The organism is Paenibacillus hemerocallicola (assembly GCF_006265175.1).
Taxonomy (GTDB): Bacteria; Bacillota; Bacilli; order Paenibacillales; family NBRC-103111; genus Paenibacillus_AB; species Paenibacillus_AB hemerocallicola.
In genome coordinates, this window is sequence record NZ_VDCQ01000038.1 from 15,082 (window position 1) to 41,707 (window position 26,626).

Consider the following 26,626-nt stretch of genomic DNA (forward strand, 5'->3'; position numbering starts at 1 on the left):
ACGAAATGAAAACGTTTTTATCAACTTCGGAGAATCGGCGCCCTTCCTCACAGGAACGGGTGTTTTTTTTCGTGAAGCGTTTTCATATGATGAAGAGGCGACAAGATACAACAAACTTTGACGAAGGAGGGGCAAAATGAAATGAAGTTAAAGCATCATCAGTCGGAGATGCTTGCGGGGTGGCTGTTTATCGGGCCGAGCTTGCTGGGCTTCGGCGTTCTCACCTTGATCCCGATCGTATTTTCGCTGGCGATGAGCTTCACGGATTGGAACTTCTTGGACGGGATTAAGGGCTTTCGCTTCGTCGGGCTCGACAATTTTATTTCGATGTGGCACGATCGGTGGTTTACCGACAGTCTGAAGAACAACCTGATCTTCGTGGCGGCGACCGTGCCGGCCATTATGATCCTGTCGCTGCTGACGGCCGTCGGCCTGAATAACGGCGCATTTCTCAAGACGCCGATTCGGCTGATGGTGTTCATGCCATACGTGTCGAGCGTCGTCGCCGTGTCGGTCGTCTGGGGCGTGCTGTACAATCCGTCGCAGGGCCCGATCAATGGTTTTCTGCAGAGCATCGGCATCGATAACCCGCCGGGTTGGCTGGCCAGCACGAAATGGGCGCTGCCCGCGGTGATTGTGATGAACATTTGGTCGAGCATCGGCTACAACATGGTCATTTATTTGGCCGGGCTGCAAAACATCCCGAAAGATTTGTACGAGGCGGCCAAAATCGACGGGGCGGGGCCGGTCGCCGGATTTTTCCGCGTCACCGTGCCGCTGCTGTCGCCAACGACCTTTTTTATTTTAATCATGAGCATCATTCATTCGTTCCAGGTGTTCGTGGCGGTATTCGTCATGACGCAAGGCGGACCCGGCACGTCGACCAGCGTGCTGACGTTTTACATTTACCAGGCGGGCTTCAGCTTTTACAAGATGGGCTACGCGTCGGCGATGGCCTGGGTGCTGTTTATTTTCATTTTCATCATAACGGCGATTCAGTGGCAGGGACAGAAGAAGTGGGTCAATTATTGAAGGACAAGCCGGAAGGAGAGGAGGAAGGGGTTTGGCCGGACAGGCGAAAAGCGTAAATAGGGCGTTATGGCCGCGTCTGATTGTGACCGTCGTGCTGCTCGCCTTTGCGGTGACGATGGTGCTGCCGTTTTTGTGGATGTTGTCCACCTCGCTGAAAAGGCCGCTGGAGGTGTTCGATTATCCGATTCAATGGATTCCTTCCGCGTTCGTATGGGAAAACTATAAAGAGGTTTGGTTCGGGGCCAATCCGTTTTGGCTCTATTACTTGAATTCGATCAAGGTGACGGGCGTTTCGGTGATCGGTACGGTGCTGATCAGCTCGCTCGCGGCATACGGCTTCGCGCGCATCGATTTCAAAGGCAGGGATACGGTGTTTTTCGTCTACCTGGCCACCTTGATGGTGCCCGACCAGGTCACGCTGATCCCGCGTTTTATTGTGTTCAATTATTTGGGACTTTACAACACGCATTGGGCGCTCATTTTGCCGGGAGTGTTTACGGCATTCGGCACGTTCATGCTCCGCCAGTTCTACTTGGGGATCCCGAAGGAGCTGTCGGAGGCCGGACGGATGGAAGGCGCTAACCATTTCCACATTTGGAGCCGGATCGTGTTTCCGCTATCCAAGGCGACGGTCGTGTCGCTGATCATTTTAAGCTTTACGCAGCATTGGAACGAATTCGTCAATCCGCTCGTGTTTTTGACTGACGACAAGCTGTTCACCGTTCCGCTTGGGCTGACCCATTTTATCGACGAGATGGGCACGCAGTATACGCTGATGATGGCGGCTTCGGTCAGCGCAATCTTGCCGGTGATTTTACTATTTCTCGCTTGTCAGCGCTTTTTTATCGAAGGCGTCATTTCGAGCGGCGTAAAAGGATAGATCAGAAGAGAGGGGTATCGAACGATGAAGAAATGGGTGTTGGGTTCGATGGCGGTCGGCTTGGCCATGACGGGAGTGCTGGCGGGCTGCTCCGGTAAATCCGAAGAAAACGAGGCGGGCGGCGCCGCCGGATCGGACAAGGTTGTCACCTTGAAGTTGTGGGGCGCGGTTCCGCCGGAATCCGGCCCGGCGAAGGTCGTCGAGAACTGGAACAAAACGCATCCGAACATTCAGGTGGAATATACCCGCTACGTCAACGACGACGTCGGCAACACGAAGCTGGAAACGGCCCTGCTCGCCAATGGCCAGGTCGACCTGTTCGTCTCGTACCGGACGGACCGCGCGGTTAAGCGGGTGGAGGCCGGAATGACGCAGCCGCTGGACGAATATGTTGCCAAAGACAACATCAACCTGACCGAAAACTTCGGTGAGAAAGCGATTACTCGATTCGGCGGCAAGGTGCATTACATTCCCGCCATCATCCTGAACGATTTCGTCTCGCTGAACAAGAAGAAGCTGGATGCCGCCGGTTTGCCTGTGCCCCAGTCGTGGACCTGGGACGATTATACGAAATATGCGCAAAAGATGACGAGCGGCGAAGGCCCGAACAAAGTGTGGGGCTCCTACATCGGCGGGCCGACGCCGAAAATTTACGAATACATTGTCGACCGCGGCGTCAAGGTGGCGCTTGGTCCGGACATTTTGTACAAGAGCGACGGCACGAGCAATTTCGACAACCCGGCATTCAAACAAATACTAGATCATCAGGTCAATCTGGAAAACAACTTGAAGGTGCAAATGCCGTACGCCGAAGCGAAGGCGAGCAAAACGCAAGGGGATCAAATTTTCTTGTCGGAAAAATCGGCGATGCTTTGGTGGACGTCGGCGGTGATCCGCAGCATCAAGGATACGAAAAATTTCCCGCACGATTTTATTACCGCGTTCGCTCCGGCGCCGAAGCTGCACGCGGACGACAAGTTCATTACCGGAGGCACCGGCTACCTCGATTTCGTCTCGATCAACTCCCGCTCCAAGGAGAAGGAAGCGGCGTGGCAGTTTCTCAAATGGTATGTGATGGAGGGCAACGAACCGATGATTCCCGACGGGCGCGTGCCTTCGTGGAAAAAGGCGGACGTGAACAAGGTGGTAAGCCAAATTTTGGGGGACCAGGCGGAGAAGCTGTTCGACGTGGAATCGTTCAAACGTTCGTTGTTTTTGGATAAAGAATTTATCGTCGACACCAAGTTCGACAAAATACCGGAACTGCAAAAAATCGTCGAGGAGGAAGCGCAGCGCGCGCTGATCGGCGAGCAGACGACGCAGCAGGCAGTAGACAATATGAAAAAACGGTCCGATGCGGAATTAAAACAAAAATAAGGAGATGACGACATTGACGAATTTCGCGGAAACGGTGAATGTTAGTCGCAAGACCGCCATTGCGGCCGAGGCGGACGTGCTGGTCGTCGGCGGCGGGCCGGCCGGCATCGGGGCGGCGATCGCGGCCGCGCGCAAAGGAGCGCGGACGGTGCTCGTCGAGCGTTACGGCTTCCTGGGCGGCAACGCGACGGCGAGCCTCGTCGGGCCGTTTATGACCTCGTTCAGCGACGACGGACAGACGCAGCTGATCAAGGGCGTGTTCGACGAGTTGGTGCGCCGGATGGAGCGGCTGGACGGCGCGGTTCACCCGGAGAAGGTGCGAAATCTGACCGCTTACGCCGGTTACCGCAAGCATGGTCACGATCACGTGACGCCGTTCGATCCCGAGGTCATGAAGCTGGTGGCGATGGAGATGATGGAAGAAGCGGGCGTGAGGTTGTTCCTGCACACGTTCCTGGTCGATGCGATTCGCGAGGGAGACCGGGTGGCGGGCGTGCTGATTGCCAGCAAATCCGGGCTTCAGGCAATCCGGGCAAACGTGGTGGTGGATTGCAGCGCGGACGGCGACGTCGCCTATCGTGCCGGCGTGCCGATGAAGACGGGGAGAGCGTCGGACGGCCTGACGCAGCCGATGACGCTGTTTTTCCGGATGGCGAATATCGACGACGACGCGGTGGACGCCTACCGTGCCGAGCACCCCGAGGAAGGGGAGCGGCTGTTCGCCGGCATTATCGACCGCAAGCGGGAAAGCGGCGAGTGGACGGTGGCGCGCGACAAGGTGGCGATGTACAAAACGCCGCAAGACGGCGTGTGGCGGTTCAACATTACGCGCATCCAGCAGCTGGACGGTACCAGCGTCGAGGATTTGACCCGCGCCGAGCTGGACGGGCGGCGCCAAGTATTTCAGTTGGTGCGGTTTTTCCGAGACTGCTTGCCGGGCTTTGAGCGGGCGATTCTGATCGATACGGCGGCCCAGGTCGGCGTGCGGGAGACGCGGCGCATTACCGGCGAATATGAGCTGACGCTGGACGATCTGATCGCGCCGACCGCGTTTCCGGACGTCATCGCGCTGTGCGGCTATCCGGTCGATATCCACAGCCCGACCGGAGCGGGCGGCGGCTGCACGGACGAGTTTCCGACCGCGAACGCCTACGAGATTCCATATCGCTCGCTCGTTCCGGTCGGGCTGGACAATCTGCTCGTCGCCGGCCGCTGTATATCGGCCACGCACGAGGCGCTGAGCGCCGTGCGCGTCATGCCGCCGTGCTTCGCCATGGGGCAGGCCGCGGGCGTGGCGGCCGCTCTATGCGCCGAACGGGGGACGGCGCCGCGGAGAGTCGATGTGAACGAGCTGCAGAGCGAGCTGTTGAAGCAGAATGCATATTTGGGCGCACGATTCGCGGCCGTGTAAAGCGTAGGCGAAGAAGGAAGCGGGGCATTCGGAACTTGTCGCGAGCCGGCGCCCCGCGTTTCGAGGGTGGAAGCATTAGGAGGCCGGATGACGGCTGGAGGGAGACTGGCGAATGGACACGGGATTTCCCCGCATGGTGAAAATCAGGCAGCGTTTCAGCGGACCGAAGGTGGACGATTTGGAGGGAGCAATGGCAGAACAGCTTAGTCGGGTCGGTCTGGCTCGGCTCGTGAAGCCCGGCATGAGAGTGGCGATCACCGCCGGCAGCAGGGGCGTCGCGAACATCCCCGTCCTGATCCGCTCCGTCGTGCGCGAGCTGAAGAAGCTCGGGGCGGAGCCGTTTATCGTGCCGACAATGGGCAGCCACGGAGGAGCGACAGCGGAAGGACAAGTCGAGGTGCTGCATGGCCTCGGTGTGACGGAGCGGGCTTGCGAAGCGCCGATCGTCTCCTCGATGGAGGTCGTGCAAATCGGCGAGACGCCGGACGGCATGCCCGTCTATATGGACAAGCATGCCCATGAGGCGGACGGGGTCGTACTGATGGGACGGGTGAAGGTGCATACCGACTTCAAATCGCCGATCGGCATCGAAAGCGGCCTGATGAAGATGGCGGCGATCGGCATGGGCAAGCATAAGCAGGCGCTGCTCGTCCACAGCTACGGCGTGCAGGGCATTCGCGACAAGATGCCGGAGGTGGCAAAGGTCGTGCTGGATCGGGCGAATATATTCTGCGGCGTGGCAATCATCGAAAACGCCTTCGAGCAAACCGCGTTGCTCGAAGCGATCGCCAAGGAAGACATTATGCGCCGCGAGGCGGAACTGCTCGATTTTTCCGCTTCGCTAATGCCGAAGCTGCCTGTCGACGAGATCGATGTATTGGTCGTCGACGAAATCGGCAAAAACTACAGCGGCACCGGCATGGACACGAATATTATCGGCCGCATGCGCATTCTGGGCGTGGAGGAGCCGGCGAGCCCGCGGATCAAATACGTAATCGCCAGCGACCTGAGCGAGGCTTCGCACGGCAACGGGCTCGGGATCGGATTGGCCGACCTGACGACGCGACGGCTGTTCGACAAGCTCGATTTGCCGGTTATGAATGAAAATGTGATCACCAGCTCGTTCCTGCACCGGGCGATGATTCCGCTCATCGCCGGCAGCGACCGCGAGGCGCTGTCCGCCTCGCTGCGCTGCAATTGGGGCGTCCGTCCCGAAGCGGCGCGGATCGTGCGCATTCCGAACACGCTGCATCTCGAACACTTGTACGTGTCGGAAACGCTGCTGCCGGAAATCGGTTCGTTGCCTCACATCGAAGTAATCGGGGAAGCGGCCGAATTTGAATTTGACGCGGACGGTTACTTGCACAAAAGCGATTTTTCGCACGCTTGAACGCGGAGCGATAGGCGCAGCACGATTGGACCAAGACAGATCGGGAGGTGTTACGTTTGCCGTTCGAAAAACCGGTAATCGGTATTACGATGGGCGATGGCGCCGGGGTTGGACCGGAAATTATTATGAAAGCTTTGCGGGACGAAGCGGTTTACGACGCATGCGTTCCGCTCGTGATCGGCGACGCCGCCCTGCTGGATCGGGCCGGACGTATTGTCGGGGCGGACCTGCGGGTACGCGCCGTGTCCGGGCCGACGGAAGCCGGGGGCGAATACGGCGTCGTCGATTGCCTCGATCTCGCCCTGCTTCCGGCCGACCTGCCGTTCGGGCAAATTTCGGCGAAAGCCGGCAACGCGGCGTACCGCTATTTGGAGAAGGCGATCCGGCTGGCCAACGGAGGCGAGCTTGACGCCATATGCACCGCTCCGTTAAACAAGGAAGCACTGCACAAGGGCGGCCACCTGTATCCGGGGCATACGGAAATATTGGCTTCTCTGACTGGCACCGAAGATTACGCAATGATGTTGAGCGCTCCCCGCTTGAAGGTCATCCATGTGACGACGCACATCGGGATTATCGACGCGATTCGCAGCATCCAGCCGGACCGGGTGTACGAGGTCATACGACTAGCCGACGAGACGCTGAAAAAAGCAGGTTATGCCAAGCCGCGCATCGCCGTATGCGGCATCAACCCGCATGCCGGCGAAAACGGCTTGTTCGGCTACGGCGAGGAAGAGGAAAAAGTCGTTCCCGCCGTCGAGCGGGCCCGGCGTGAAGGCATCGAGGCGGTCGGTCCGCTTCCGGCCGACACGCTGTTTTTCCGCGCGACGCGCGGCGATTTCGATATCGTCGTGGCGATGTATCACGATCAGGGCCACGGACCGATCAAGGTGCTCGGGCTGGACGCCGGCGTGAACATCACCGTCGGCTTGCCGATCATCCGCACGAGCGTGGACCATGGCACGGCATTCGATATTGCCGGCAAAGGCGTGGCCGACGAAGCGAGCCTGAAGGAGGCGCTGCGCCAGGCGGTTGAGCTGGCGCCTAAGCGGGCGGGGCGATAAGCGGCACGGAGGCCGCCTTTTTGGAATGGCGTGTCTATAAAAGAATGGAGTTCCGCTGTTTCTCGCATTCAGTCTTGGGGAGGCGGCTCGGACGGACTTAACGGAATAGGATTCCGTGAATCCATGGACGAAACGAAACCGGAATCGAAAAGCGGTTATACGAAAGCGGAGGCGATGCTTCATGGAACGTTTGGCAATTATCGCCGATGACTTGACGGGTGCTGCCGACGCGGGCGTTCGTTTTGCCCGGCAAGGGCTAACGACGATCGTGACCTGGGGGGCGGAAGCATTGGCGCCGTCCCTGTCGCACCCGCGTCCGCTCCCGGACGCGGACGTGATAGTGTTTAATACGGACAGCCGCGCCTTGACGGCGGAAGAGGCGTACGCCTGCGCGAAAGCGGCTGCCTTGCGGTTGAAGGCGTCCGGCTACCGGCAAGTGTACAAAAAGATCGATTCCACGCTGCGCGGCCAGTGGGGGGCGGAGGTCGACGCCGTGATGGACGTGTTCGACTGCGAACTGGCGGTAGTCGCCCCGGCCTTCCCACGTTTGGGGCGCACGACGGCGGCGGGCGTCCACTATTTGCACGGCGTACCGGTTGCCGAAACGGAAATCGCCCGCGACCCGAAATGTCCGGTCGGCGACTCCAACCTGGTTCGATTGCTGTCCGCTCAAACGCAGCGATCGGTCGGCCTTGTCCACCGTGACCCGGCAAGTGGGACAGAGTCGCCGGCCGGCGCGACGGCGATAAACGAGCAGGTGGAGCGACTGACGTCGCGGGGCGTCCGGCTTCTCGTTTGCGACGCGCAAACGGAAGACGATCTGGCGCGCATCGCCGGCGCATTTGCCGGCCGCTCGTATGCCGCGCTTTGGGTCGGCTCGGCCGGCCTCGCGGAGTATTGGCCGGCGCCGACGGTTGCCGCCCCTGACGAGGGGGCGGCGGGCAGCTTCCCGTGCCAAGCCGAGCCGGACGGTTCGGCGGTTCCAGTCGATCGACGCGATGCGATCACTTTGACCGGAGCCCCAAGCGCGCAGAGCGCTTCGCACATCGCTCCGGGTGAACGTGCCGCCTCGCCCTCGTCGCCTTTCACCCCAGCCGCCGATCTTCGGCCCGTTCCGTCGATCGGCGACGCGGTCATGCTCGTTGCGGGCAGCATGTCCGGCGTCTCGTTCGGACAGATCGCCCGCATGAAGCTGGAGCCGAATGTAATCGGCGTCGATTTCGATCCGTCGGCGGTGGCTCGAGGTTCGGACACCGCCGCCATAGAAATCGATCGTTGCCGCGGGGAGATCGGGCGGGCCATTGCCCTCGGGCTTGATGTGGCGTTTCATGTCGCCGTCACTCCCGCCTCAGTCGCCGCTTCTCGGGCGGCCGCCGTGGCCCGAGACGTTTCGCCTATGGAGCTGGCAGCGGCCATTTCGAACGCCTTGGGCGAGGTCGCCGCCGCAATCGTCGGCGGGCATCGGATCGCGGGGCTGATCCTGACCGGCGGCGACACCGCGATCGCCGTCTGCCGGGCGCTGTCGGCCGACGGACTGCGTCTCGTCGCCGAACTGGAGCCGGGAATTCCACTTGGTGCCATTGCCGGAGGCGATGCCGACGGTTTGCCCGTAGTCACGAAGGCAGGGGCGTTCGGCAGCGCGGACACATTCGTACACGCGCTTGATGCATTGAAGGGAAGGCGTGGTATTGAGTCTCCACGGCGGCCCAATATAATCGTTCGGCACGACGAAGACTGAATCGACCAAGGAGCTGGCCGCTAACCAGGGCTTGTACAACGGCTTTTTGGCGGGGTCTGGGCTCGTTCATCCGGACGAGAACGGTCAGGACTATGGATGGCACGGTACATTTCACTTGGTTGTGAGGCCGAGATCGAGAAGGAGCTCTTTTCGTTCTGGACCGTGCTCTCGCCGCGGTTCGGCCGCGACTACGCGATCCGGGTGCCGCGAAGGGAAGAAGCGCAGCCGTCTTAACCGGGGCTGCTCGACAAAACGTACCGCCGCGATCGTATGATTGCGGCGGTCTGTTTTTTGTTGCGGCGAAACGTCGCTATTCGAGAGGCTTCATCGAGCGAGCCTTCTGCTCGTCAGGGGTGAAGAATAGCGTCTTTTGCTTATAAGGACAGAAGGTTGTAATAGGAACCCATGTAGCTGTCGTTATGACATTGATCATTGGACACTTTGACCGTCAATACAACGGATGAAATTCGATGAAGAAGTGCTAATTGAAACTGAGAGATTATGGAAGTCCTGCGTGATTTAATTCAGTGTAATGATATTTATCATCGCACTAACGGTACGATAGTTGAATCCTAGCAAGGCCGCCGATTACTTCGACGGCCCTTTGTCTGCTTCTGTCTCTGCAGGGTGATGTAACATCATAAAAATTTATATGTGCCAAAATACTTTACAGAATGTCCCCTCTTCCTTTCGAATTCAGGTTAGGCGTTGTTCTCAACGTATTTCCAAGGACGTTGGTCCGATAACCGGACTATTCTTTCTGCGTACGACATGGCGCACGGTTTTCCTTCATCCGGCTTTCCGATGTTCTTCTTTCTTCCGCGTTACGGTAATTTCCTAGCTAGCGAGTTTCTTTAATCCCACAAGCTGTGCCGCGATGGCCGCTTGGCGAGACTTGCCGTGTTTTCTACGACGATTGCGCTTCTTATTCCAGAACAGCGTGAGGCGCTTTCGGATGTACCAGTCGATTTTGTTCAGGAATTTGTCGGGTAAGGAATCGATCCCGTATAGAGGAACAGCTTGTCGCCGGCGCGGTCATCGAGCACCCGCTTCTTCACCTCGATCGTCTCGCCGCGGAGAGTTGTTTGGTCTACAAGCAACATGCAGTATTGATCATTAGTTTCCAGAGTCTTTAATACTTTAACGCGATACTTCTCAAAATTGCGGATTTTGTACATATGTCTGAATTACAAAAAAAAGCCCCATTAGGGCTTTTGATTATTAGTATTTTCTAAGTTGTATTATTATGTTTTCCATACTTACACTATAATATACTTCCGACTCAATCATCTTAGTCCTCATTATTAAGCAAGTCAGATATTCTCTTTTGTGTGTTTGTTACTGCTTTTTCAATTTGGGTATATGCCCGAATGACTTCTAATCGATAGAACATACCTGAGATATTATTCTCACGATCCTTACCTTTCACGGCATATTCCAAAAAGTTATCTATTGCATTCTGATGAGTCTGCACGTCTTCAGCTAAGTCAATTTTATGATAAATATTTTGCAAAAGTTCCTTAGAGTATTGAGTAATTTGATCTAGAACATTCTTCTTTTCTTTTAAAAATAAGCATTGTCAACAGAGAAAATACTAACAATGATGTTAATAAGGCAATAGTTAATATTCTACTCTTGATCATTAATTTTATTCCTGAATTGTATTCACTTGTGTTCACCAATATTATACAACAGATAGGAGTCGGAAAAATTCCCCTTTCCCCGGCGGCTCGAATCATGTAAAATGATGTAGGTAATCGACAACCGAATACGGCGGATGAAGGTTCAAGGAGAGATTGCCTCGCCCCGGATATTTCCGATCAGGATATCGGATATTGGGGAGGGACGGCGGCGCCGAAGGAGTAAGCCGCTGGATGGCGGTGAATCTCTCAGGCAAAAGGACTTGACCCGGACGCGACTCTGGAGAGCGTTCGACCCACCCGGCGCGCAAGCGGCGGAGCGAGGGGAGCGGACCACCCACGGGGTAACTTTGCGACGGCGGAAACAGCGGTATTCGGCGCTTGGGGAACTCTCAGGTACAAGGACAGGGCAAAAGGACGTAAGCTTACCACATCGGTAAGCCTGCTTCGTTTTGCCGTGTCCTTTTTGCGCTTATGCGCATGCCCGGAGTGAAAGCTGCCGTTTTGAGGAAAACTAGTCCCAAATTCCCGGGTTGTTGAAAAGGCAATGTTGCAGATTTTCAAAAACCTGAGCTTCCCCCGGCTTGCGGGGCGGCATCTTAACATTCCAATCGAGGTGAACGTATGACGTCCTTGAAACAAACACCGCTTTACCCCGTATACGCGAAGCATGGCGCGAAAACGATCGATTTCGGCGGCTGGGATTTGCCGGTGCAATTCGGCGGAATCCAGAACGAGCATGACGCGGTGCGGGAGCGCGCCGGTCTGTTCGACGTATCGCACATGGGCGAATTTTGGGTTACCGGCGCTGACGCGGAAGCGTTTCTGCAGCGGGTTACGACCAATGACGTGTCCAAGCTGGAGACGAACCAGGCGCAGTATAGCCTGCTGTGTTATCCGGACGGCGGAGTGGTGGACGATCTGCTCGTATACAAGCTGGCCGGAGATCGGTTCATGCTGGTAGTCAACGCATCGAACATCGACAAAGACTTCGCGTGGCTGGAGAAGCATGTCCAAGGGAACGTGAAGCTCGAGAACGTTTCCGACGATACGTCTCTTCTGGCGCTGCAAGGACCGCTTGCGGGAGTCGTATTATCCAAGCTGACCGAAGCGCCGATCGGCGAATTGAAGGGCTTCCGGTTTCTGCCCGACGTGAACGTTGGCGGCGTGCACGCTCTCGTGTCGCGTACCGGGTATACGGGAGAGGACGGCTTCGAGCTGTATGCAAGCGCCAAGGAAGTGATCCGGCTGTGGGATTTGCTGCTGGAAGCGGGCAAAGAGCATGGCTTGGAGCCGATAGGCTTGGGCGCGCGCGATACGCTGCGCTTCGAAGCGCGCCTGCCGCTGTACGGCCAGGAGCTGTCCGCCGACATCAGCCCGCTGGAAGCGGGGCTCGGCTTCTTCGTCAAGCTGGATAAAGGCGACTTTATCGGCCGCGACGCGTTGGCCGGGCAGAAGGCGCAAGGGCTGCCGCGAAAATCAGTCGGCATCGAGATGATCGACCGGGGCATCCCGCGCTCGCATTATCCGGTGTACTCGCTGGACGATCGCCGGATCGGCGAGGTGACGACCGGCACCCAGTCGCCGACGTTCAAGCGCAACGTAGGTTTGGCTCTTATCGAGACGGCTTATACAGCCAACGACACCGAGGTGCTCGTCGAGATCCGCGGCAAGAAGCTGCGGGCGAAAGTCGTGCCGACGCCATTTTACAAACGGCCGAAGGCTTGAGTCGGGCGTTCCGAACGGAATGCCCCGGCTGCCACCGTGCTTGCCGTATAGGTACCGCATACCGGGTTGTCGTCAATGGAAGACGAGCGTTTTACCGCATGAACAAATAGATTGCCACAGCAGCCCCATATCCGAAAGGAGCATCAAGCGATGAAACACCGCTACTTACCGATGACCGAGCAGGACCGCAAGGACATGCTCGCGGCTGTCGGCGTCGCCTCCGTCGACGAGCTGTTCGCCGACATACCGGCGTCCGTCCGTTTTCAAGGCGAACTCAACATTTCCGAAGCGCTGAACGAGCAGGCGATGCTGCGCCATATGCGCACGCTATCCGGCCGCAACGCCGATTTTGACCGGTACGCCAGCTTTCTGGGAGCCGGCATGTACGACCATCATTTGCCCGTTGTCGTCAATCATGTCATTTCCCGTTCCGAATTTTATACGGCTTACACGCCTTATCAGCCGGAAATTTCGCAAGGCGAGCTTCAAGCCATCTTCGAATTCCAATCCTACATTTGCGAATTGACCGGCATGGCGGTAGCGAACGCTTCGATGTATGACGGCGCGACGGCGCTGGCCGAAGCCGGCGCATTGGCGCATGGCGCGACCAAACGCCGGCAAATCGTCGTATCGCGCGCCGTACATCCGGAAGCGCGGGCTATTTTGCGGACGTCTGCCCGGGGATTGAACCTCGACGTCATCGAGGTCGGATATGCCGACGGCGTAACGAACGTCGAAGAGCTCAAGTCCGCCGTCGGCGCCGATACCGCCGCGGTTATCGTGCAATCGCCGAATTTCTTCGGCTGTATCGAGGATGTAGCGGCGATCGAGCCGATCATTCACGGCGCGGGCGGACTGCTCGTGGTCAGCTGCAACCCGCTGTCGCTGGGCTTGCTCGAGCCTCCCGGCAAGCTGGGCGCCGACATCGTCGTCGGCGATACGCAGCCGTTCGGCATTCCCGCTTCGTTCGGCGGCCCGTCTTGCGGTTACTTCGCTGTCGCCGACGCGTGGATGCGCCGCATGCCCGGCCGGATCGTCGGCCAGACGGTCGACCGCGACGGCAAGCGCGGCTTCGTGCTGACGCTGCAGGCGCGGGAGCAGCACATCCGACGCGAGAAGGCGACATCGAACATATGCTCCAACCAGGCGCTGCTCGCCTTGTGCGCTTCCGTCTATTTATCGACATTGGGCAAGCAAGGCATCCGTGACGTAGCCGGACTGAACGTTCAAAAAGCGCATTTCGCGGCCAAAGCGATCGGCTCTCGCAATAAGCTGAAGGTTGCTTTCGCATCGCCGTTCTTCAACGAATTCACGGTGAAGCTGGGTGAAGGCGCGGATGTGGGCGCGATCAACTCCAAGCTGCTGGAGCACGGCTTTATCGGCGGCTACGATCTCGGTCGAGACTACCCCGAGCTGAAGGGCCATATGCTGATTGCCGTAACGGAGCAGCGCACGAAGGAAGACATCGAACAGTTTGCCGACAGATTGGAGGAGCTGCTATGAGCACGACGAGCCAAACGGAAACGATACAGGCGGGCGAAGCCCAGCAGTCGCAGCCGGTGAAGCACGACAAGGCGTTGATTTTCGAATTGAGCAAGCCGGGCCGCGTAGCTTATTCGCTGCCGGAATGCGACGTGCCCGAGACGCCTGTGGAGGAGCTGATCCCGCAGAAGCTGCTGCGCACGAAGCCGGCCGAGCTGCCGGAAGTATACGAGGTCGACGTCATGCGCCACTACACGGCGTTGTCGCGCCGCAACTTCGGAATCGATAACGGCTTCTACCCTCTCGGTTCCTGTACGATGAAATATAACCCGAAAATCAACGAAGACGTGGCACGGTTTGCGGGAATGGCGAAAATTCATCCGTACCAGCCGGAGGAATCGATCCAAGGGGCATTGGAGCTGCTGTATACGCTGCAAAACGACTTGGCCGAGATTACCGGCATGGACCGCGTTACGCTTCAGCCGGCTGCGGGAGCCCACGGCGAATGGACCGGTCTGATGCTGATCCGCGCCTATCACGAGAGCCGCGGCGAGAAACGGACGAAGGTCATCGTACCCGATTCGTCGCACGGCACGAACCCGGCCAGCGCTACGGTCGCGGGCTTCGACACGATTACGATCAAATCCGACGACAGAGGGCTTGTCGATCTCGACGCGCTCCGCGCGGCGGTAGGCTCCGACACGGCGGCTCTCATGCTGACGAACCCGAATACGCTGGGCTTGTTCGAGGAGCAAATCGTGGAAATCGCGCGAATCGTCCATGAGGCGGGCGGCCTGCTCTACTACGACGGTGCGAATTCGAACGCCATTCTCGGCATCGCGCGTCCGGGCGACATGGGCTTCGACGTCGTTCACTTGAATTTGCACAAAACGATGAGCACTCCTCACGGCGGCGGCGGCCCCGGCGCGGGTCCGGTAGGCGTGAAGCAGAAGCTAGTTCCGTTTCTGCCGGCTCCGAACGTGGCGCGCAGGGCGGACGGCACTTATTATCTCGATACCGATTATCCGCAATCGATCGGCCGCGTCAAAGCGTTTTACGGAAACTTCGGCATCCTTGTTCGCGCTTATACGTACATTCGCACGCTCGGCGGCAAAGGCTTGCGTCAAGTATCCGAGAACGCCGTCCTGAACGCCAACTATATGATGAGACGGCTTGCCTCCCATTACGACGTGCCGTTCGACCGTCCGTGCAAGCACGAATTCGTCATGTCGGGCAAGCGGCAGAAGAAGCTGGGCGTACGCACGCTGGATATCGCCAAGCGGCTGCTCGACTTCGGCTACCATCCGCCGACGATCTACTTCCCGTTGAACGTGGAAGAGTGCATCATGATCGAGCCGACGGAAACGGAGAGCAAGGAAACGCTCGACGCTTTCATCGACACGATGATCCAAATCGCCAAGGAAGCCGAAGACAATCCGGAGCTCGTCGTAAACGCTCCGTACACGACCGTCGTCAAGCGGCTGGACGAAGCGCAAGCGGCACGCAAGCCGGTGCTGAACTGCACTTGCGGCTGAAGCCGAAGCGGCATTCCGTACACAGCCGTGGGTCGGACTTTTGTAATTCCGGACAAAACGTAGTACGATAAAATAGAACAGCTTGCTTGTACGAAGGAGTACCCGCGGGATTGTCCGCGGGGCTTCTTTTTTTGAGGGGGACGAAACGATGCCGGAATCGGTCTGGAGATTTATAAAATCGGGAAACGGAACGCCCGCCGACAATATGGCGATCGACGAAGCGATGCTGATCGCGCACAGCGAAGGGAAGACGCCGCCGACAGTGCGCTTCTATGGATGGGACCCGGCCACGCTATCCATCGGTTACTTTCAGAGGGCGGAGGATGAGGTCGATTTCGAGGAGCTGCGCAAGCAGGGAATCGGCTTCGTCAGACGGCCGACGGGGGGGCGGGCGGTGCTGCACGACCGCGAGCTTACCTACAGCATGATCGTCTCGGAGGACTACCCGGACATGCCGACGACGGTTAACGAAGCGTACCGCGTATTAAGCGAAGGACTTCTGCACGGATTCCGCAACTTGGGACTGCGCGCGGAGATGGTCAATCTGGGAGCGGAAGAGGAGAAGGCGAAATACGCCTCGACCGCGGGATCGGCCGCCTGCTTCGATTCCCCTTCCTGGTATGAGCTCGTCGTGGAAGGGCGGAAAATCGCCGGAAGCGCCCAGACCAGATCGCGGGGCGTCATTTTGCAGCACGGCTCGATATTGCTCGAGATGGACGTGGACCAGCTGTTCTCGCTGCTGCGCTTCTCCAACGAGCGCGTGAAGGAGAGGCTGAAGCAATCGTTTCATACGAAGGCGGTATCGATCGGCGACATATGCCGGGCTATGGGGAGACCGGCCATCACTTATTCGCAGGCGGAGGCGGCGTTCCGTGACGGAATCGGCGAAGGCTTGGGCGTCCTTCTCGCGGAAGGGGAGCTGACACATTACGAGAAGGAGCTGGCCGCCCAGCTGGCCGCGGAAAAATACGGGAGCAGCGACTGGAGTCACAGACGCTGAGATCGATGCGAATCCGATAAAGCTCTGCGGCATATTCCGCAGAGCTTTTTTTCTCAGCGCAAGCATAATGCGCGTTCAGAAGAGTATGCATCGTATGATCGGTGAAGGCTTTCCGCCTGTGCCGGCGCTCGCGTGACCGATAATCCAGACAATAGCGGAACTGGCGTCTCTTATTGACCCCACAGCCCGTGTCAGTCGCAAAATAACGGAAAACAGCTCCGCTATTCCGCTGTTCCCTACACCTTTTCACCCCGAAAGTTCCAATTAACGGAAGCCTGTGCCGTTATATTCAGGAGTGCCATGAAATCTGGACAATAACGGAAATCAGTTCCTTTATTTATGGCAGCATGTTGCACCGCTTCATTAAAAGGCTTCCAGGTTGTATCGAACTATGCACCCGCCGGCCTTCTCCTTGAATCGGACACGGTCTAAATCCACCAAGCTTGAGCGCTGCGCGGAGATAGCGCGACTTCGTCGCCCGGGGGCATCTCGCATGGGTCCCCGCTCCAGAATTCGGTCCAACGGGCCGCTTTCCCGCGAAATGGCTCGGGCAGCTTCTGCACGCGAAAGTCGTCGCCGAGATTGAACAGGACTAGCAGCTTCCGGCCGCTGCTCTCGGCAACCACGATCGGCAGCTCGTCGCCGTCATGCTCGAACATGTTGACCGGTTTTCCCGGAGCTACATCAGCCTCCAGCAGACGGCCGAGCAGCCCGGTGCCGACGGCATTCAGCTTGCCGAGCGCATCTCCGAGAATGAGATCTCCGCCGCTTACGAGACAGGCGAGCGTCAGCGTCTTGGCCTCCTCGAGATTCATCTCGCGGCCGCTGCCCCAGTTCGCGCCAGCTCTCCACGGGTTTTGTCCCTGCCGCCGGTTGAAGGCGGGATCGTCCGACGTTTCCTTGCAGCGGACGATAGCGAAGTCGGGGTCGGTATTGCCGAACGTCCCCTGCATCCACCATCGCGCCATCATCGAACGGATGTTTTGGCGGATATGGCTCCAATAGTTATGGATGTCTCCCGTCGTCCGATGGGCGTCCGCTACCCCGGCAACCGCCTCGTACGGGGCTCCGCAGGCCAGTAGATAGGAATCGCCGATGGCGGTCCGAATCGTCTCGAACAGTTTGCGCAGCATGCCCGCATGCGAAAGGTCATTGACCGCGAACGACGATGCGCCGAGAAGCATCTGCGCAAAGTCGCATTTGAAATAAGTAAACCCGTCCCGGCGCAGCCTGGCGAATTGTTCTCCGATATGCCGGACGACCTCGTGGTGGGTAATATCGAGCTGCGCCATGCTGCCGTAGCTGAAGTTTTTCACATAGACGTTGCCCTGTCCGTCGCCGACGAACCAGTCGGGGTGATCCCGGTATAACGGCGTATAGACGCTGACCATCAGCGGAGCCGTCCATATGCCCGGCTCATAGCCGGTTTTACGGATTTGCGAGCACAGCCCGGTCAAACTGTCGGGAAATTTCCAACCGCCTTCCCATACTCCCCATTGGCATTCGTAGCCTTCGTCCACGACCATGTACTGAAGCGCATCGCCGTATGTATTGCGCGCCTCGTGGGCATTGGCGAGAACGTCGTCGCTGCTGACGGCGCCCGCATAATAATCCCATGAGTTCCATCCGGCGACGCGCTTCCTGAAACGCAGCGAACCGTCCAGCCTTTCGCGGACCAGCCCGGCATACCGCCCGAGCAATTCGGTCCCATCCGGGCCCTCCAGCACGATCAGATGGGCCAGCGTTTCCGAGCGACCCGGGGCGAACTGTCTCGGCGACTGCAAATGAATGCCGACGCCGAAGGCGCCGTCGCGATGAGGCTTATCGTGCAGCACGGGAAAGTCCGCGAAGCAATCGCCGTAAGGCGGCAAAGCGCCGATCAGAACCGCGCTGCCTCCGCTTCTGCGGGAAAATACAGTAACCATCGCCGAAGCATCCGCTGGCTCCGACCATTCGTTCGGGCGATGTACGGGACGAACGCCGGAAAGCTTGGAAAAATCCCGAGAATGATACAGCTGCATATAGTCCCTGGCATCGAGAACGGGAGTAAACCGCCCCGCAGGCCACTCGATACAGATGCGCTGAAGGTGGAGAGGGAACGGGCCGTCATTCCGGAGCGAGACGGCATATACGCCCTTGTCGCCGCGATCCAAAGATAAGGACACCGAGTCCCAACGGTAAACGGTTCCGTGCTCCGACGATTCCTCCGATGCTTCGCTGCCGCGATATGAGCGGCCCGAGCAAACGATTTTTACGACTGCTTTGCCGAACTGGATCGATTGTAGGAAATTCATGGGCACACCATCCGTTTGGGAAATTGGACTATGCCCGGGTCTGGCCCTCCGCGGGTTAGTCTACGCGAAGCATACGTCATATTGCGGCAAGCGGCCATAGAATATGGTGACTTGGACATGGAGAAATGTAACTTGACGGAACGGGATACCCGGAAGGAGGAGGCTGCAACTGTCGTACTCCCGGCCGTACGCAAAATGAGCGGTCCACATATACGGCCGCACGTTGTACAATGAAAGCGAATCGAAGTCAGGAACGGGAGGGGCTGAGCCTATATGAGTGCGGAGCAATACGGAGTCTCCATCAATCCGTTCCCCAGACCGGGGGAGCTGACGGTGCTGTTCGCCGGAAGCAATCAAACCGCGCCTTTGCATCAAGTTGGCCCCCATGCGCTGGACTATCATTTGGTGCATTTGATCGTTTCGGGCAAAGGCAGCTTTACGTGGAGAGGGCAACGGCGCGAGTTGAAGGCGGGGGATTGCTTTTTCATTTACCCGGGCGAGCTGACCGGTTACTCGTCCGACGGTGCGGACCCGTGGAGCTATAGCTGGATCGGCTTTCGGGGAACCGAAGCGGATAAATTGCTCAAGGAAGCGGGAATCAGTCCGGATAGTCCGGTTGCGGTCGGGTCGGCGGAATCGGGAAGCCGCCTCTTGCGAACCTTGTTCGGCCGGACGCAGCAAACGCTTCGTTCGGGAAAGGCCGGCAGCGATTTGAGGGCGGGAGCGTACTTGAGGCACATTTTCGGCGAATTCGTCGATCGTATAGCGGCGCCGCCCGAGGAAGCCGGGGAGCATCCTTCGGAAGCCGAGCTGCGGCGACGCATCGGTCTGGCGATCCGTTGGCTCGCCCTGCAATACCATAGGCCGGTTTCCATCGAGGAGCTGGCCAAGGAGTCCGGGTACCATCGCGCCTATTTGACGAGAATGTTCAAAAAAGCGACGGGGCTAAGCCCCGCCCGATATTTGCTGAAGCTGCGCATGGAGCGCGCCCTGCTGCTGCTTCGGGAGCCGCTGACCGTCTCGCAGATTGCGGCTTCGGTAGGGTACGCAGATCCTTTCCACTTCTCCAAGCAGTTCAAGAAGTGGCACGGCCGGTCCCCGACCGAGCTGCGGGGCATCCGTCCCGGGATGGAGCACTTTCAGCCGAGGGAGGAGTAAATATAGCGCAGCTTGTATCGGCCACGATAGGCCGAATTGCCCTAAGGCCAAACCTCTTTAGGCCGAACCGCGCTAGAGCTTGAACCGTGCTGGAGCTTGAACCGTGCTGGGGCTTGAATCGCGCTGGGGCTTGAATCGCGCTGGGGCTTGAATCGCGCTAAGTCTTGAATCGCGCTGGGGCTTGAACCGCACTAAGACTTGAACCGCACAAGAGCTTAAACCGCCCTAGTGCTTGAATCGCCCTAGGGCTTGAACCGCTCTTAGGATCGAACCTCCACGACATCGCCCCGCGGCATTACGGGACTTGTACCTACGTGGAGATAAATGTCAAGTTGTCGAGCCTTGCGACGCGTCGTGCGCGGCTTTTGAGAAAGAGGGACGAGATGGAGGGCCACGAAAATTCAACAGCCATGCATGAACTGTAAAAGATGCCGTTAATTTTTGTAATCATGCGATATTCGTCGAATTAAATGGAAAATATGCAGGTAAATAGCACTTTAGCCGCCATATGGTCGGAAACGAACGAAATAACGGGACATTTTCCAGCTAATTATGCGCAACCGACAACTCATCCCTCAACTAACTGCATGTTTTACAGTTCATTCGCATATTCCACGACCCTTTGGAAGAAATGTGCAATCTGACACTTTTCCGGCACGCTTATGTAAGCAAATAGCCGTCTCTAGCAGCTCTTATATGCCGTAAAGATTAGCGGGAGCTGGAAATAGTGGATGTTCGGAGCTCTTACATCGGGGCGAGTTGGGCGAAAACGGGACATTGCCCCCAAGTAAAAGCCCCAAACATCTCTTAACGTCCGGAAATTTCGGGTTATATCCAAAATAAGGTGCAAAGGACCTCTATGCGTTTTATTCCTCTCCGGGAGACGAACTGCGTAAAGCTCTATGCGTTTTATTCCTCTCCGGGAGACGAACTGCGTAAAGCTCTATGCGTTTTATTCCTCTCCGGGAGGCGAACTGCGTAAAGCCCCTACAGCTTCTCCTCCAGCCGTTCGAGAACGGTGTCCAAATCCTCCAGCTTGGACCAGTAGTAGCGCATTTCGTTGCGGATGGTCATCATCTCGCTCGTAGTCCAGTTCAAATCCGAATACAGCCGGAACGTATGGATCAGCTCGCGGTACATGTGAAACCGATAAGGGCGCCCTTTCTCCGGCTCGTCGCCGACCCATTCGGCAGCCCTCTTCAAGCTCGGCAAATTCAGCGTATTTCGGCGAATGCGGAGCTGGGTGTCGTAGGAGAGCAAATAGTCGACGAACCGTTTCGCCTCTTGTTTGCGCATCGACGTTTTGTTGATGGCAAGACCGATGACGACGAGCAGCGTGCGAAGCTCCTTCAAATGGGGGAGCGGCGCGATGTCGTACTCGAAGTCCGCTTCTTTCAGCGCGTTCAGGTTGGAATAGCTGGCCATGATGATCGACGCTTTCCCGCGCAAAAATAACGACAAGACGTCGAAATCGTTTTCCGATAGGTGCGACGGAAAATGCTTGTTGACGATGTCCATACACGTTTGGAACGCCTCCCGGACAAGCGGAGCGCGCATATCGTAACGCCCTTCCGCGTCTCGTTCGAAGCGGACTCCGTTTTGCAGCAGGAAGATCGGCCAGCGGTTTTCCGACATGAGGTGGAAATAAAAGCCGAGCCGGTCATTTCCCGCCGACAGCTTATCCGCGGCGGCGCTCAAATCGTCCCAGGTCCAGCCGCTGTCCGGCTCCGCAAGCTCGGCCTCGCGAAAATGCTCCTTGTTGTAGCACAATACGACCGGCGTGAACACGAACGGGAGGACGTACTGCCGCCCGCCTGACGAGAAAGGCGCGTTAAGGAACGGAAACAAATCTTCGCGGGCATCGAGCGGCTCGAGCATGCTTTTCTCGGGAGACTCGCTGCGGATGTACTCGTAATTGTACAGATTGACGGTCATGACGTCGAAGACCATGCCTTCGCTCAAATATTTGCCCACCGCTTCCTGATTCCGGGGATAGCCTACCGGGATCGGCTCGACCCGGATGTCCGGATTGTCCTCGTTGAACCGGTCGACCAGCTCCAGCAGCTGTACCTCCATATCGAGCGTCGGGTAATAACCGAACCGCAGCACCTCGCCCGAGCTTTGCTTTTTGCGGATAATGCGGGCGCCGATCCGCGGCACTTTCTCGATGTATCCGTCCGCGACCAGCCGGTCCAATCCTTTGCGCACCGTATTTTTACTGAGCGAATACAACTCCCCGAGATCCAGCTCGGAGGGAAGGAACTCCCCTTCCGCCCGTTTCCCCGTCAGGATGTCCTCCTGTAGCGTAGCTACCATGTCGTCGAGCCGATTTCTTGAAGACGTCCGTTTTGACATAACCGTTGCTCCTCCTGCAATGCTGCCATTGTGCCTGCTTCCAATAACGACGTAAAAAAATCGATTGGTATACTTATAGTCAAAAATAGTTCGGATTCGATAGATGTCATCTCTGTAATTATAGCTTATTTGGCTCATTTCGTCACTTTAATACGAGAACGATTCGGAAATTGGCCCTGAAAAATCCCGTTGACAGAAATGGGAACGAAAAATATAATCAAAAGTGAACCAGTTTTGAATTGAATTTTAATTAATACTATCGTTCGAATACAATTGGTTCACTTATAGTTAATATTTATTCGGAAAAGATTGGCTTGCGAAGCAAATGCAACCGCTTCCCGGCCGGACGGGGCGATCGGGACGCATAAGCGATATTCGGTTTTGATTCGCCGCCAAGTCGGGATTGCTTCGCGATTTGTCCGGGAATGAGGCTGACGTCGGAAACGGCTTTCGGCCATGTCCATATCGTTTTATAAAGGGGAACGACCATTCCGAAGGCGAAGGGGGCGCGAGCAGGCTGTCCGAGCACGGCTAACGGCTGTGCTTCGGATTGGCCGGAACGGAAGAAAAGAAAAGTAAAGGTAAAGTAAAGTAAAGTAAAGTAAAGTAAAGGAACGGAAAGGAAAGTGAAGGAAAAAAGTAAAAAAACGTAAAGAAAGGAAAGAAAAGGAAATAAAAGGAAAGGAAATCTATGTCTGCAACAACGCATGGAAACAAATGACGAGAAGGGATTGAAGAACATGAAGAAAGCGGTTACATATTCGGTTTTGTCGGCTTTTCTGCTGCTGGCCGGATGCGGGGGCGGTAATACGGGAGAAACGAAAGGCAAAGAAGGCGAGGCGGCCAAAGAGACGAAGCCTGTAGAGAAAGCGACCGAACCGGTTACGTTGTACATGTACGACGTGCAAGTATTTACGGATGATGATTTCAAACGCCTGATCACGGACCCGGTCAAGAAGAAGTACCCGCACATTACGGTCGAGCGGCTGAACAAGCAAAACAACGCGATCGACAACGTCATCGCGACGAAGCAGCAGCTGGATTTGGTCACTTTATGGCACGGCGGGATGCCGGCGCAAAACCTGCTCGACTATTTGGAGGATATGACGCCTCTGATCCAGACGCACAAGTTCGATTTGAACCGCTTTGACCCGAAAGCGCTCGATGCGGTTCGGAAAGTATCGAACGGCGGCTTGTTCGGCATCCCGTACAATGTCAATTTCAATGCGCTTTACTACAACAAAGACATCTTCGACAAATTCGGCGTCGCTTATCCGAAGGACGGCATGACTTGGGACGAGACGATCGAGCTGGCGAAGAAGCTGACGCGCAACGAGGGCGGCGTCCAGTACAAAGGGCTCGACCCGGACGGCCACGTCCGAATGATGTTCCCGCTCTCGCTCAATCTCGTCGATCCGAAAACGAGTACGGCGAATATCAACGCGAACGATTTATTGAAGCGGGTTTTCGAGATGGGCAAAGCGATCAACGACATTCCCGGCAATGCGCAGCAGGGCTCCTTCTTGAACGTTTTTCCGAAGGACCGTACGATCGCGATGCTCGCGACGAGCAATTTTACTTCGTTTTTCCGCGACGCCCTCGGCTTGAACTGGGACATGGCTCAATATCCGAGCTATAAGGACCGGCCGAACGTATACGGCATGTACGACCTGCACGTCATGGCCGTGCCGAAGACGAGCAAGCACAAGGACGACGCCTTCAAGGTGGTCGAGGTGCTGATGTCCGACGACGTGCAGATGGAATCGGTCAAGGTGACCGGCCGGGTGTCGCCGCTGAAGGACCAGAAGCTCAAAGACAATTTCGGCGCGGATCAAGCCGGATTGAAAGGTAAAAACATCCAAGCCATTTTCAAGAGCAAGCCTGCCGACGCGCCGGAGTTTTCCAGATTTTATACGGATGCGAACGCGGTCGTGCTGGCCGAATACAAAGAGCTGCTGGCCGGCAAAAAAGATGTCAACAGCGCGCTGCGCGATGCGGAGGAAAAAATTAATCAAGCGATCAAGGCGAAGCTGGGCAAATAGTCGAGCCGGGTCAAGCGCCGGAGTCGGTTCCCGGCAAGCAGTCCGGCTCGGACGACTTGATCCGACTTACTGTGCCGGCAACATCGCTGTCGGAGGCGCAGGCGGTTGGAAGGCCACAGCCTTCAACACCTTACATAAATCGGAGGAGAACGGACATGAGAATCGTGCTGCTGCAAGGAAAAGAACAGAGAGAGCGGATATTTCGGGATAGCCATTTGGATCGGCTGCGCCAACTCGGCGAGGTCGTCGTCAACGGGCAGCGGGGTGTTCCGAGCGAGGAGCTTCTGCGGACGCTGATCGATGGCGCGGACGTGGCGATCACGTCTTGGGGATGCGGACCGTTGACCGCACGCGTGCTGGAGAAAGCGCCGAACTTGAAGCTCGTTCTTCATGCCGCCGGGACGGTGAAGCCGATCGCGACGCCGGAGCTGTGGGAACGCGGCATCCGCGTATCGAATGCGACGGAAGCGCTCGGCAAAGGCGTCGCGGAAACGGCGCTTGGGTATACGATCGTTTCGCTCAAGGACATGTGGAGGCTCGCCGCGCAGACGCGGGCGGGCGGCTGGGGGCCGGTATCGCGCGTTCGGGAAGTATACGGGGTAACGGTAGGCGTAGTCGGCGCAGGCCGGGCGGGGTCGCACTATATCAAGCTTTTGCGCAATTTCGACGTTCGCATCGCTTTGTATGATCCGTTCGTCAGCGAAATCAGGGCGAAGGAGCTGGGCGCGGAGAAGGTGACGTTCGAGAGGCTGCTCGCGGAAAGCGATGCCATCTCGATCCACGTGCCGTCGCTTCCCGAGACGCGCCATATGTTCAATGCCGCGGCTTTCGCCCGGATGAAGGACGATTGCGTGCTGATCAATACGGCTAGAGGCTCTCTCATCGACGAGACCGCGCTTGCGGCCGAGCTGGAAAAGGGACGCTTCTTCGCTTGTCTCGACGTAACCGATCCGGAGCCGCCCGCCTCCGATCATCCGTTCCGCAAGCTGTCCAATGTCGTGCTCACCCCCCATATCGCGGGGGCGGTTAACAACGGGCTGGAACGGATCGCCCAATTCGTCATCGACGATTTGTCGGCGTACGCAAGCGGACGTCCGATGGCCGGCGAAGTATGGGCCGAGCAGATGAATCAGCTTGCCTGAAGAAAAGGAGAGCTCTCGAAATCATGAACATGCAACCGACAAACGAATGGCAATGCGATCGTCCCGTCACCGTTATTATCGTGGGGGCCGGCAACCGGAGCATGAAATACGCCGCTTACGCCTTGCGCCATCCGGAACGGATGCGGGTGGTCGGAGTCGTCGACCCCGATTCGCTCCGCAGGCATAATACGGCCGAGAAATACGGGCTAACCGAAGAGATGTGCTTCGAAAGCGTAGAGCGGCTCGTCGGCCTTCCAAAGCTGGCGGACGCCGTCATTAACGGTACGATGGACCTTATGCACGTGCCGACGAGCTTGCCCCTGCTGCGCAAAGGCTACGACCTTATGCTGGAGAAGCCGATCGGCGTATCGGAGGCGGAGGTGCTCGAGCTGTACGACACGGCGACCGCCCACGGCTGCAAAGTGATGGTTTGCCACGTATTGCGGTACGCGCCGTTTTATGCGGAAATTCAGAAGGTCGTCGCGGAAGGCGGAATCGGCGATATCGTGCATATACAGACCGAGGAGAACGTGAGCTACCATCATATGGCTACCGCATTCGTCCGCGGCAAATGGGGAAATACGGAGATAGGCGGCTCCTCGTTCCTGATGGCGAAATGCTGCCACGATCTCGACCTGCTCACCTGGTTCAAGTCGGGTTCGCGCCCGTTGAAAGTGAGCAGCTTCGGCCGCCGTTCGCAGTTCCGCGCCGATAAAGCTCCCGCAGGAGCGGGTACGCGCTGTCTGACCGATTGCAAGATCGAGGAGAGCTGCACGTACTCGGCCAAGAAGCTGTATCTGGATCAGCCGCTATGGAGCGGGTATGTATGGCCGGATCATATTCACGGCGTCAGGCTCGATCCGGAGCAGAAACGGAAGCTGATCGAAACCGACAGCCCGTACGGGCGGTGCGTCTGGAAATGCGACAACGATATCGTGGACCATCAGGCGGTCCTCATCGAATTCGCCGACGGCTCCACCGCTGTCCACAATCTGGTCGGCGGCACGGCCAAGCCGAGCCGGACGATCCACATCATCGGTACGAAGGGCGAGATCGAGGGGGAAATGGAGTCGGGCGAGTTCATCATCCGCACGCCGGACCCGAGACCGAATCGCGAATACGAAGTGAAGCGGATCAAGCTGAACGTGTCCAAGGATATGCACGGCGGAGGCGACGTGCGGATCGTCGAGGATTTCGTCAATGTCGTGCGCGGCGCCGCCGATTCCCGGTTTGCCACGTCGCTCGACAATTCCATACTCGGCCATTTGTGCGGTTTTAGGGCGGATGCCTCCCGTCTGGAGGGCCGGACGATGACGATCGGCTGGAAGGAGGCGATGCCGAGGCCGTAACGGTCTCAT

18 protein-coding genes, 1 pseudogene and 1 riboswitch are annotated in these 26,626 nt (G+C 57.4%); of the genes and pseudogenes, 16 read left to right on the forward strand and 3 right to left on the reverse strand.

From position 1 onward, the window contains the following. Positions 1–141: 141 nt before the first annotated feature. The 8 genes and pseudogenes from FE784_RS23730 to FE784_RS42030 all read left to right on the forward strand — a co-directional run. Entirely contained in the window at positions 142–1,032 is an 891-nt protein-coding gene (locus FE784_RS23730; RefSeq protein WP_139604747.1) for a carbohydrate ABC transporter permease, read from the forward strand. A 31-nt stretch (positions 1,033–1,063) separates the two neighbouring features. Next, positions 1,064–1,912 carry a carbohydrate ABC transporter permease gene (locus tag FE784_RS23735; RefSeq protein ID WP_246132147.1) on the forward strand — a complete coding sequence of 283 codons (849 nt, stop codon included), beginning with the start codon at positions 1,064–1,066 and terminating at the stop codon, positions 1,910–1,912. Positions 1,913–1,936: 24 nt separating this feature from the next. Further along, on the forward strand, positions 1,937–3,289 hold the full coding sequence (locus FE784_RS23740; protein WP_139604748.1) for an ABC transporter substrate-binding protein: 1,353 nt from the start codon (positions 1,937–1,939) through the stop codon (positions 3,287–3,289). Between the two features lie 13 nt (positions 3,290–3,302). After that, positions 3,303–4,700, forward strand: a complete 1,398-nt coding sequence (locus tag FE784_RS23745; RefSeq protein ID WP_218103799.1) for an FAD-dependent oxidoreductase — start codon at positions 3,303–3,305, stop codon at positions 4,698–4,700. 112 nt (positions 4,701–4,812) lie between these two features. Then, positions 4,813–6,090, forward strand: coding sequence for a nickel pincer cofactor-dependent isomerase, group 22 (locus FE784_RS23750; protein ID WP_139604750.1), 1,278 nt, complete (start codon positions 4,813–4,815; stop codon positions 6,088–6,090). Between the two features lie 89 nt (positions 6,091–6,179). Then, positions 6,180–7,154 (forward strand): 4-hydroxythreonine-4-phosphate dehydrogenase PdxA, encoded by a 975-nt coding sequence (gene pdxA, locus FE784_RS23755; RefSeq protein WP_176706472.1) that lies wholly within the window; start codon positions 6,180–6,182, stop codon positions 7,152–7,154. A 181-nt stretch (positions 7,155–7,335) separates the two neighbouring features. After that, on the forward strand, positions 7,336–8,892 hold the full coding sequence (locus FE784_RS23760; protein WP_139604752.1) for a four-carbon acid sugar kinase family protein: 1,557 nt from the start codon (positions 7,336–7,338) through the stop codon (positions 8,890–8,892). Continuing rightward, positions 8,870–8,968 (forward strand): annotated as a pseudogene (locus tag FE784_RS42030) (DUF1304 family protein); the annotation flags it as partial. The gene FE784_RS23760 and the pseudogene FE784_RS42030, both read left to right, overlap by 23 nt. A gap of 898 nt (positions 8,969–9,866) precedes the next feature. On the opposite strand, the gene FE784_RS42450 reads toward FE784_RS42030, so the two are convergent. Continuing rightward, positions 9,867–9,995, reverse strand: a complete 129-nt coding sequence (locus tag FE784_RS42450) for a hypothetical protein (protein ID WP_281287150.1) — start codon at positions 9,993–9,995, stop codon at positions 9,867–9,869. 674 nt (positions 9,996–10,669) lie between these two features. Then, positions 10,670–10,807: riboswitch (glycine riboswitch) on the forward strand. A gap of 349 nt (positions 10,808–11,156) precedes the next feature. Between FE784_RS42450 and gcvT the strand changes: the two genes are divergently transcribed. The 4 genes from gcvT (at position 11,157) to FE784_RS23785 (ending at position 16,277) form a co-directional block, all read left to right on the forward strand. After that, positions 11,157–12,260, forward strand: coding sequence for a glycine cleavage system aminomethyltransferase GcvT (gcvT, locus tag FE784_RS23770; protein WP_139604753.1), 1,104 nt, complete (start codon positions 11,157–11,159; stop codon positions 12,258–12,260). Positions 12,261–12,410: 150 nt separating this feature from the next. After that, entirely contained in the window at positions 12,411–13,763 is a 1,353-nt protein-coding gene (gcvPA, locus tag FE784_RS23775; protein ID WP_139604754.1) for an aminomethyl-transferring glycine dehydrogenase subunit GcvPA, read from the forward strand. A 56-nt stretch (positions 13,764–13,819) separates the two neighbouring features. Further along, positions 13,820–15,277 (forward strand): aminomethyl-transferring glycine dehydrogenase subunit GcvPB, encoded by a 1,458-nt coding sequence (gene gcvPB / locus FE784_RS23780; RefSeq protein WP_139604801.1) that lies wholly within the window; start codon positions 13,820–13,822, stop codon positions 15,275–15,277. Between the two features lie 148 nt (positions 15,278–15,425). Next, positions 15,426–16,277 (forward strand): lipoate--protein ligase family protein, encoded by an 852-nt coding sequence (locus FE784_RS23785; protein ID WP_139604755.1) that lies wholly within the window; start codon positions 15,426–15,428, stop codon positions 16,275–16,277. A 428-nt stretch (positions 16,278–16,705) separates the two neighbouring features. Here FE784_RS23785 and FE784_RS23790 read toward each other — a convergent pair whose 3' ends face one another. Further along, positions 16,706–18,571, reverse strand: coding sequence for an alpha-galactosidase (locus FE784_RS23790; RefSeq protein WP_139604756.1), 1,866 nt, complete (start codon positions 18,569–18,571; stop codon positions 16,706–16,708). Between the two features lie 273 nt (positions 18,572–18,844). Here FE784_RS23790 and FE784_RS23795 point away from each other — a divergent pair, with 273 nt between their 5' ends. After that, a complete protein-coding gene (locus FE784_RS23795) occupies positions 18,845–19,729 on the forward strand; it encodes an AraC family transcriptional regulator (protein ID WP_139604757.1) in 885 nt (294 codons plus the stop codon). 987 nt (positions 19,730–20,716) lie between these two features. Here FE784_RS23795 and FE784_RS23800 read toward each other — a convergent pair. Next, the gene (locus FE784_RS23800; protein ID WP_176706468.1) at positions 20,717–22,084 is read right to left on the reverse strand and encodes an extracellular solute-binding protein; all 1,368 of its coding nucleotides are present in this window, start codon (positions 22,082–22,084) and stop codon (positions 20,717–20,719) included. Positions 22,085–22,824: 740 nt separating this feature from the next. Between FE784_RS23800 and FE784_RS23805 the strand changes: the two genes are divergently transcribed. The 3 genes from FE784_RS23805 to FE784_RS23815 all read left to right on the forward strand — a co-directional run bounded on the left by FE784_RS23805 (position 22,825) and on the right by FE784_RS23815 (position 26,617). Further along, positions 22,825–24,126: an ABC transporter substrate-binding protein gene (locus FE784_RS23805; RefSeq protein ID WP_176706469.1), complete on the forward strand. Its 1,302-nt coding sequence runs from the start codon at positions 22,825–22,827 to the stop codon at positions 24,124–24,126. A 155-nt stretch (positions 24,127–24,281) separates the two neighbouring features. Next, positions 24,282–25,268, forward strand: a complete 987-nt coding sequence (locus FE784_RS23810; protein ID WP_139604760.1) for a hydroxyacid dehydrogenase — start codon at positions 24,282–24,284, stop codon at positions 25,266–25,268. A 23-nt stretch (positions 25,269–25,291) separates the two neighbouring features. Continuing rightward, complete coding sequence (locus tag FE784_RS23815) at positions 25,292–26,617, forward strand: Gfo/Idh/MocA family protein (protein ID WP_139604761.1); 1,326 nt, start codon at positions 25,292–25,294, stop codon at positions 26,615–26,617. The last annotated feature ends 9 nt before the right edge of the window (positions 26,618–26,626 follow it).

Coding starts and splice junctions, on each gene's coding strand:
- FE784_RS23730 (WP_139604747.1), top strand. CDS start 142: ATGAAGTTAAAGCATCATCAGTCGGAGATGCTTGCGGGGTGGCTGTTT.
- FE784_RS23740 (WP_139604748.1), top strand. CDS start 1,937: ATGAAGAAATGGGTGTTGGGTTCGATGGCGGTCGGCTTGGCCATGACG.
- FE784_RS23750 (WP_139604750.1), top strand. CDS start 4,813: ATGGACACGGGATTTCCCCGCATGGTGAAAATCAGGCAGCGTTTCAGC.
- pdxA (WP_176706472.1), top strand. CDS start 6,180: ATGGGCGATGGCGCCGGGGTTGGACCGGAAATTATTATGAAAGCTTTG.
- FE784_RS23760 (WP_139604752.1), top strand. CDS start 7,336: ATGGAACGTTTGGCAATTATCGCCGATGACTTGACGGGTGCTGCCGAC.
- FE784_RS42450 (WP_281287150.1), bottom strand. CDS start 9,995: ATGTTGCTTGTAGACCAAACAACTCTCCGCGGCGAGACGATCGAGGTG.
- gcvT (WP_139604753.1), top strand. CDS start 11,157: ATGACGTCCTTGAAACAAACACCGCTTTACCCCGTATACGCGAAGCAT.
- gcvPA (WP_139604754.1), top strand. CDS start 12,411: ATGAAACACCGCTACTTACCGATGACCGAGCAGGACCGCAAGGACATG.
- FE784_RS23785 (WP_139604755.1), top strand. CDS start 15,426: ATGCCGGAATCGGTCTGGAGATTTATAAAATCGGGAAACGGAACGCCC.
- FE784_RS23790 (WP_139604756.1), bottom strand. CDS start 18,571: ATGAATTTCCTACAATCGATCCAGTTCGGCAAAGCAGTCGTAAAAATC.
- FE784_RS23795 (WP_139604757.1), top strand. CDS start 18,845: ATGAGTGCGGAGCAATACGGAGTCTCCATCAATCCGTTCCCCAGACCG.
- FE784_RS23800 (WP_176706468.1), bottom strand. CDS start 22,084: ATGTCAAAACGGACGTCTTCAAGAAATCGGCTCGACGACATGGTAGCT.
- FE784_RS23805 (WP_176706469.1), top strand. CDS start 22,825: ATGAAGAAAGCGGTTACATATTCGGTTTTGTCGGCTTTTCTGCTGCTG.
- FE784_RS23810 (WP_139604760.1), top strand. CDS start 24,282: ATGAGAATCGTGCTGCTGCAAGGAAAAGAACAGAGAGAGCGGATATTT.
- FE784_RS23815 (WP_139604761.1), top strand. CDS start 25,292: ATGAACATGCAACCGACAAACGAATGGCAATGCGATCGTCCCGTCACC.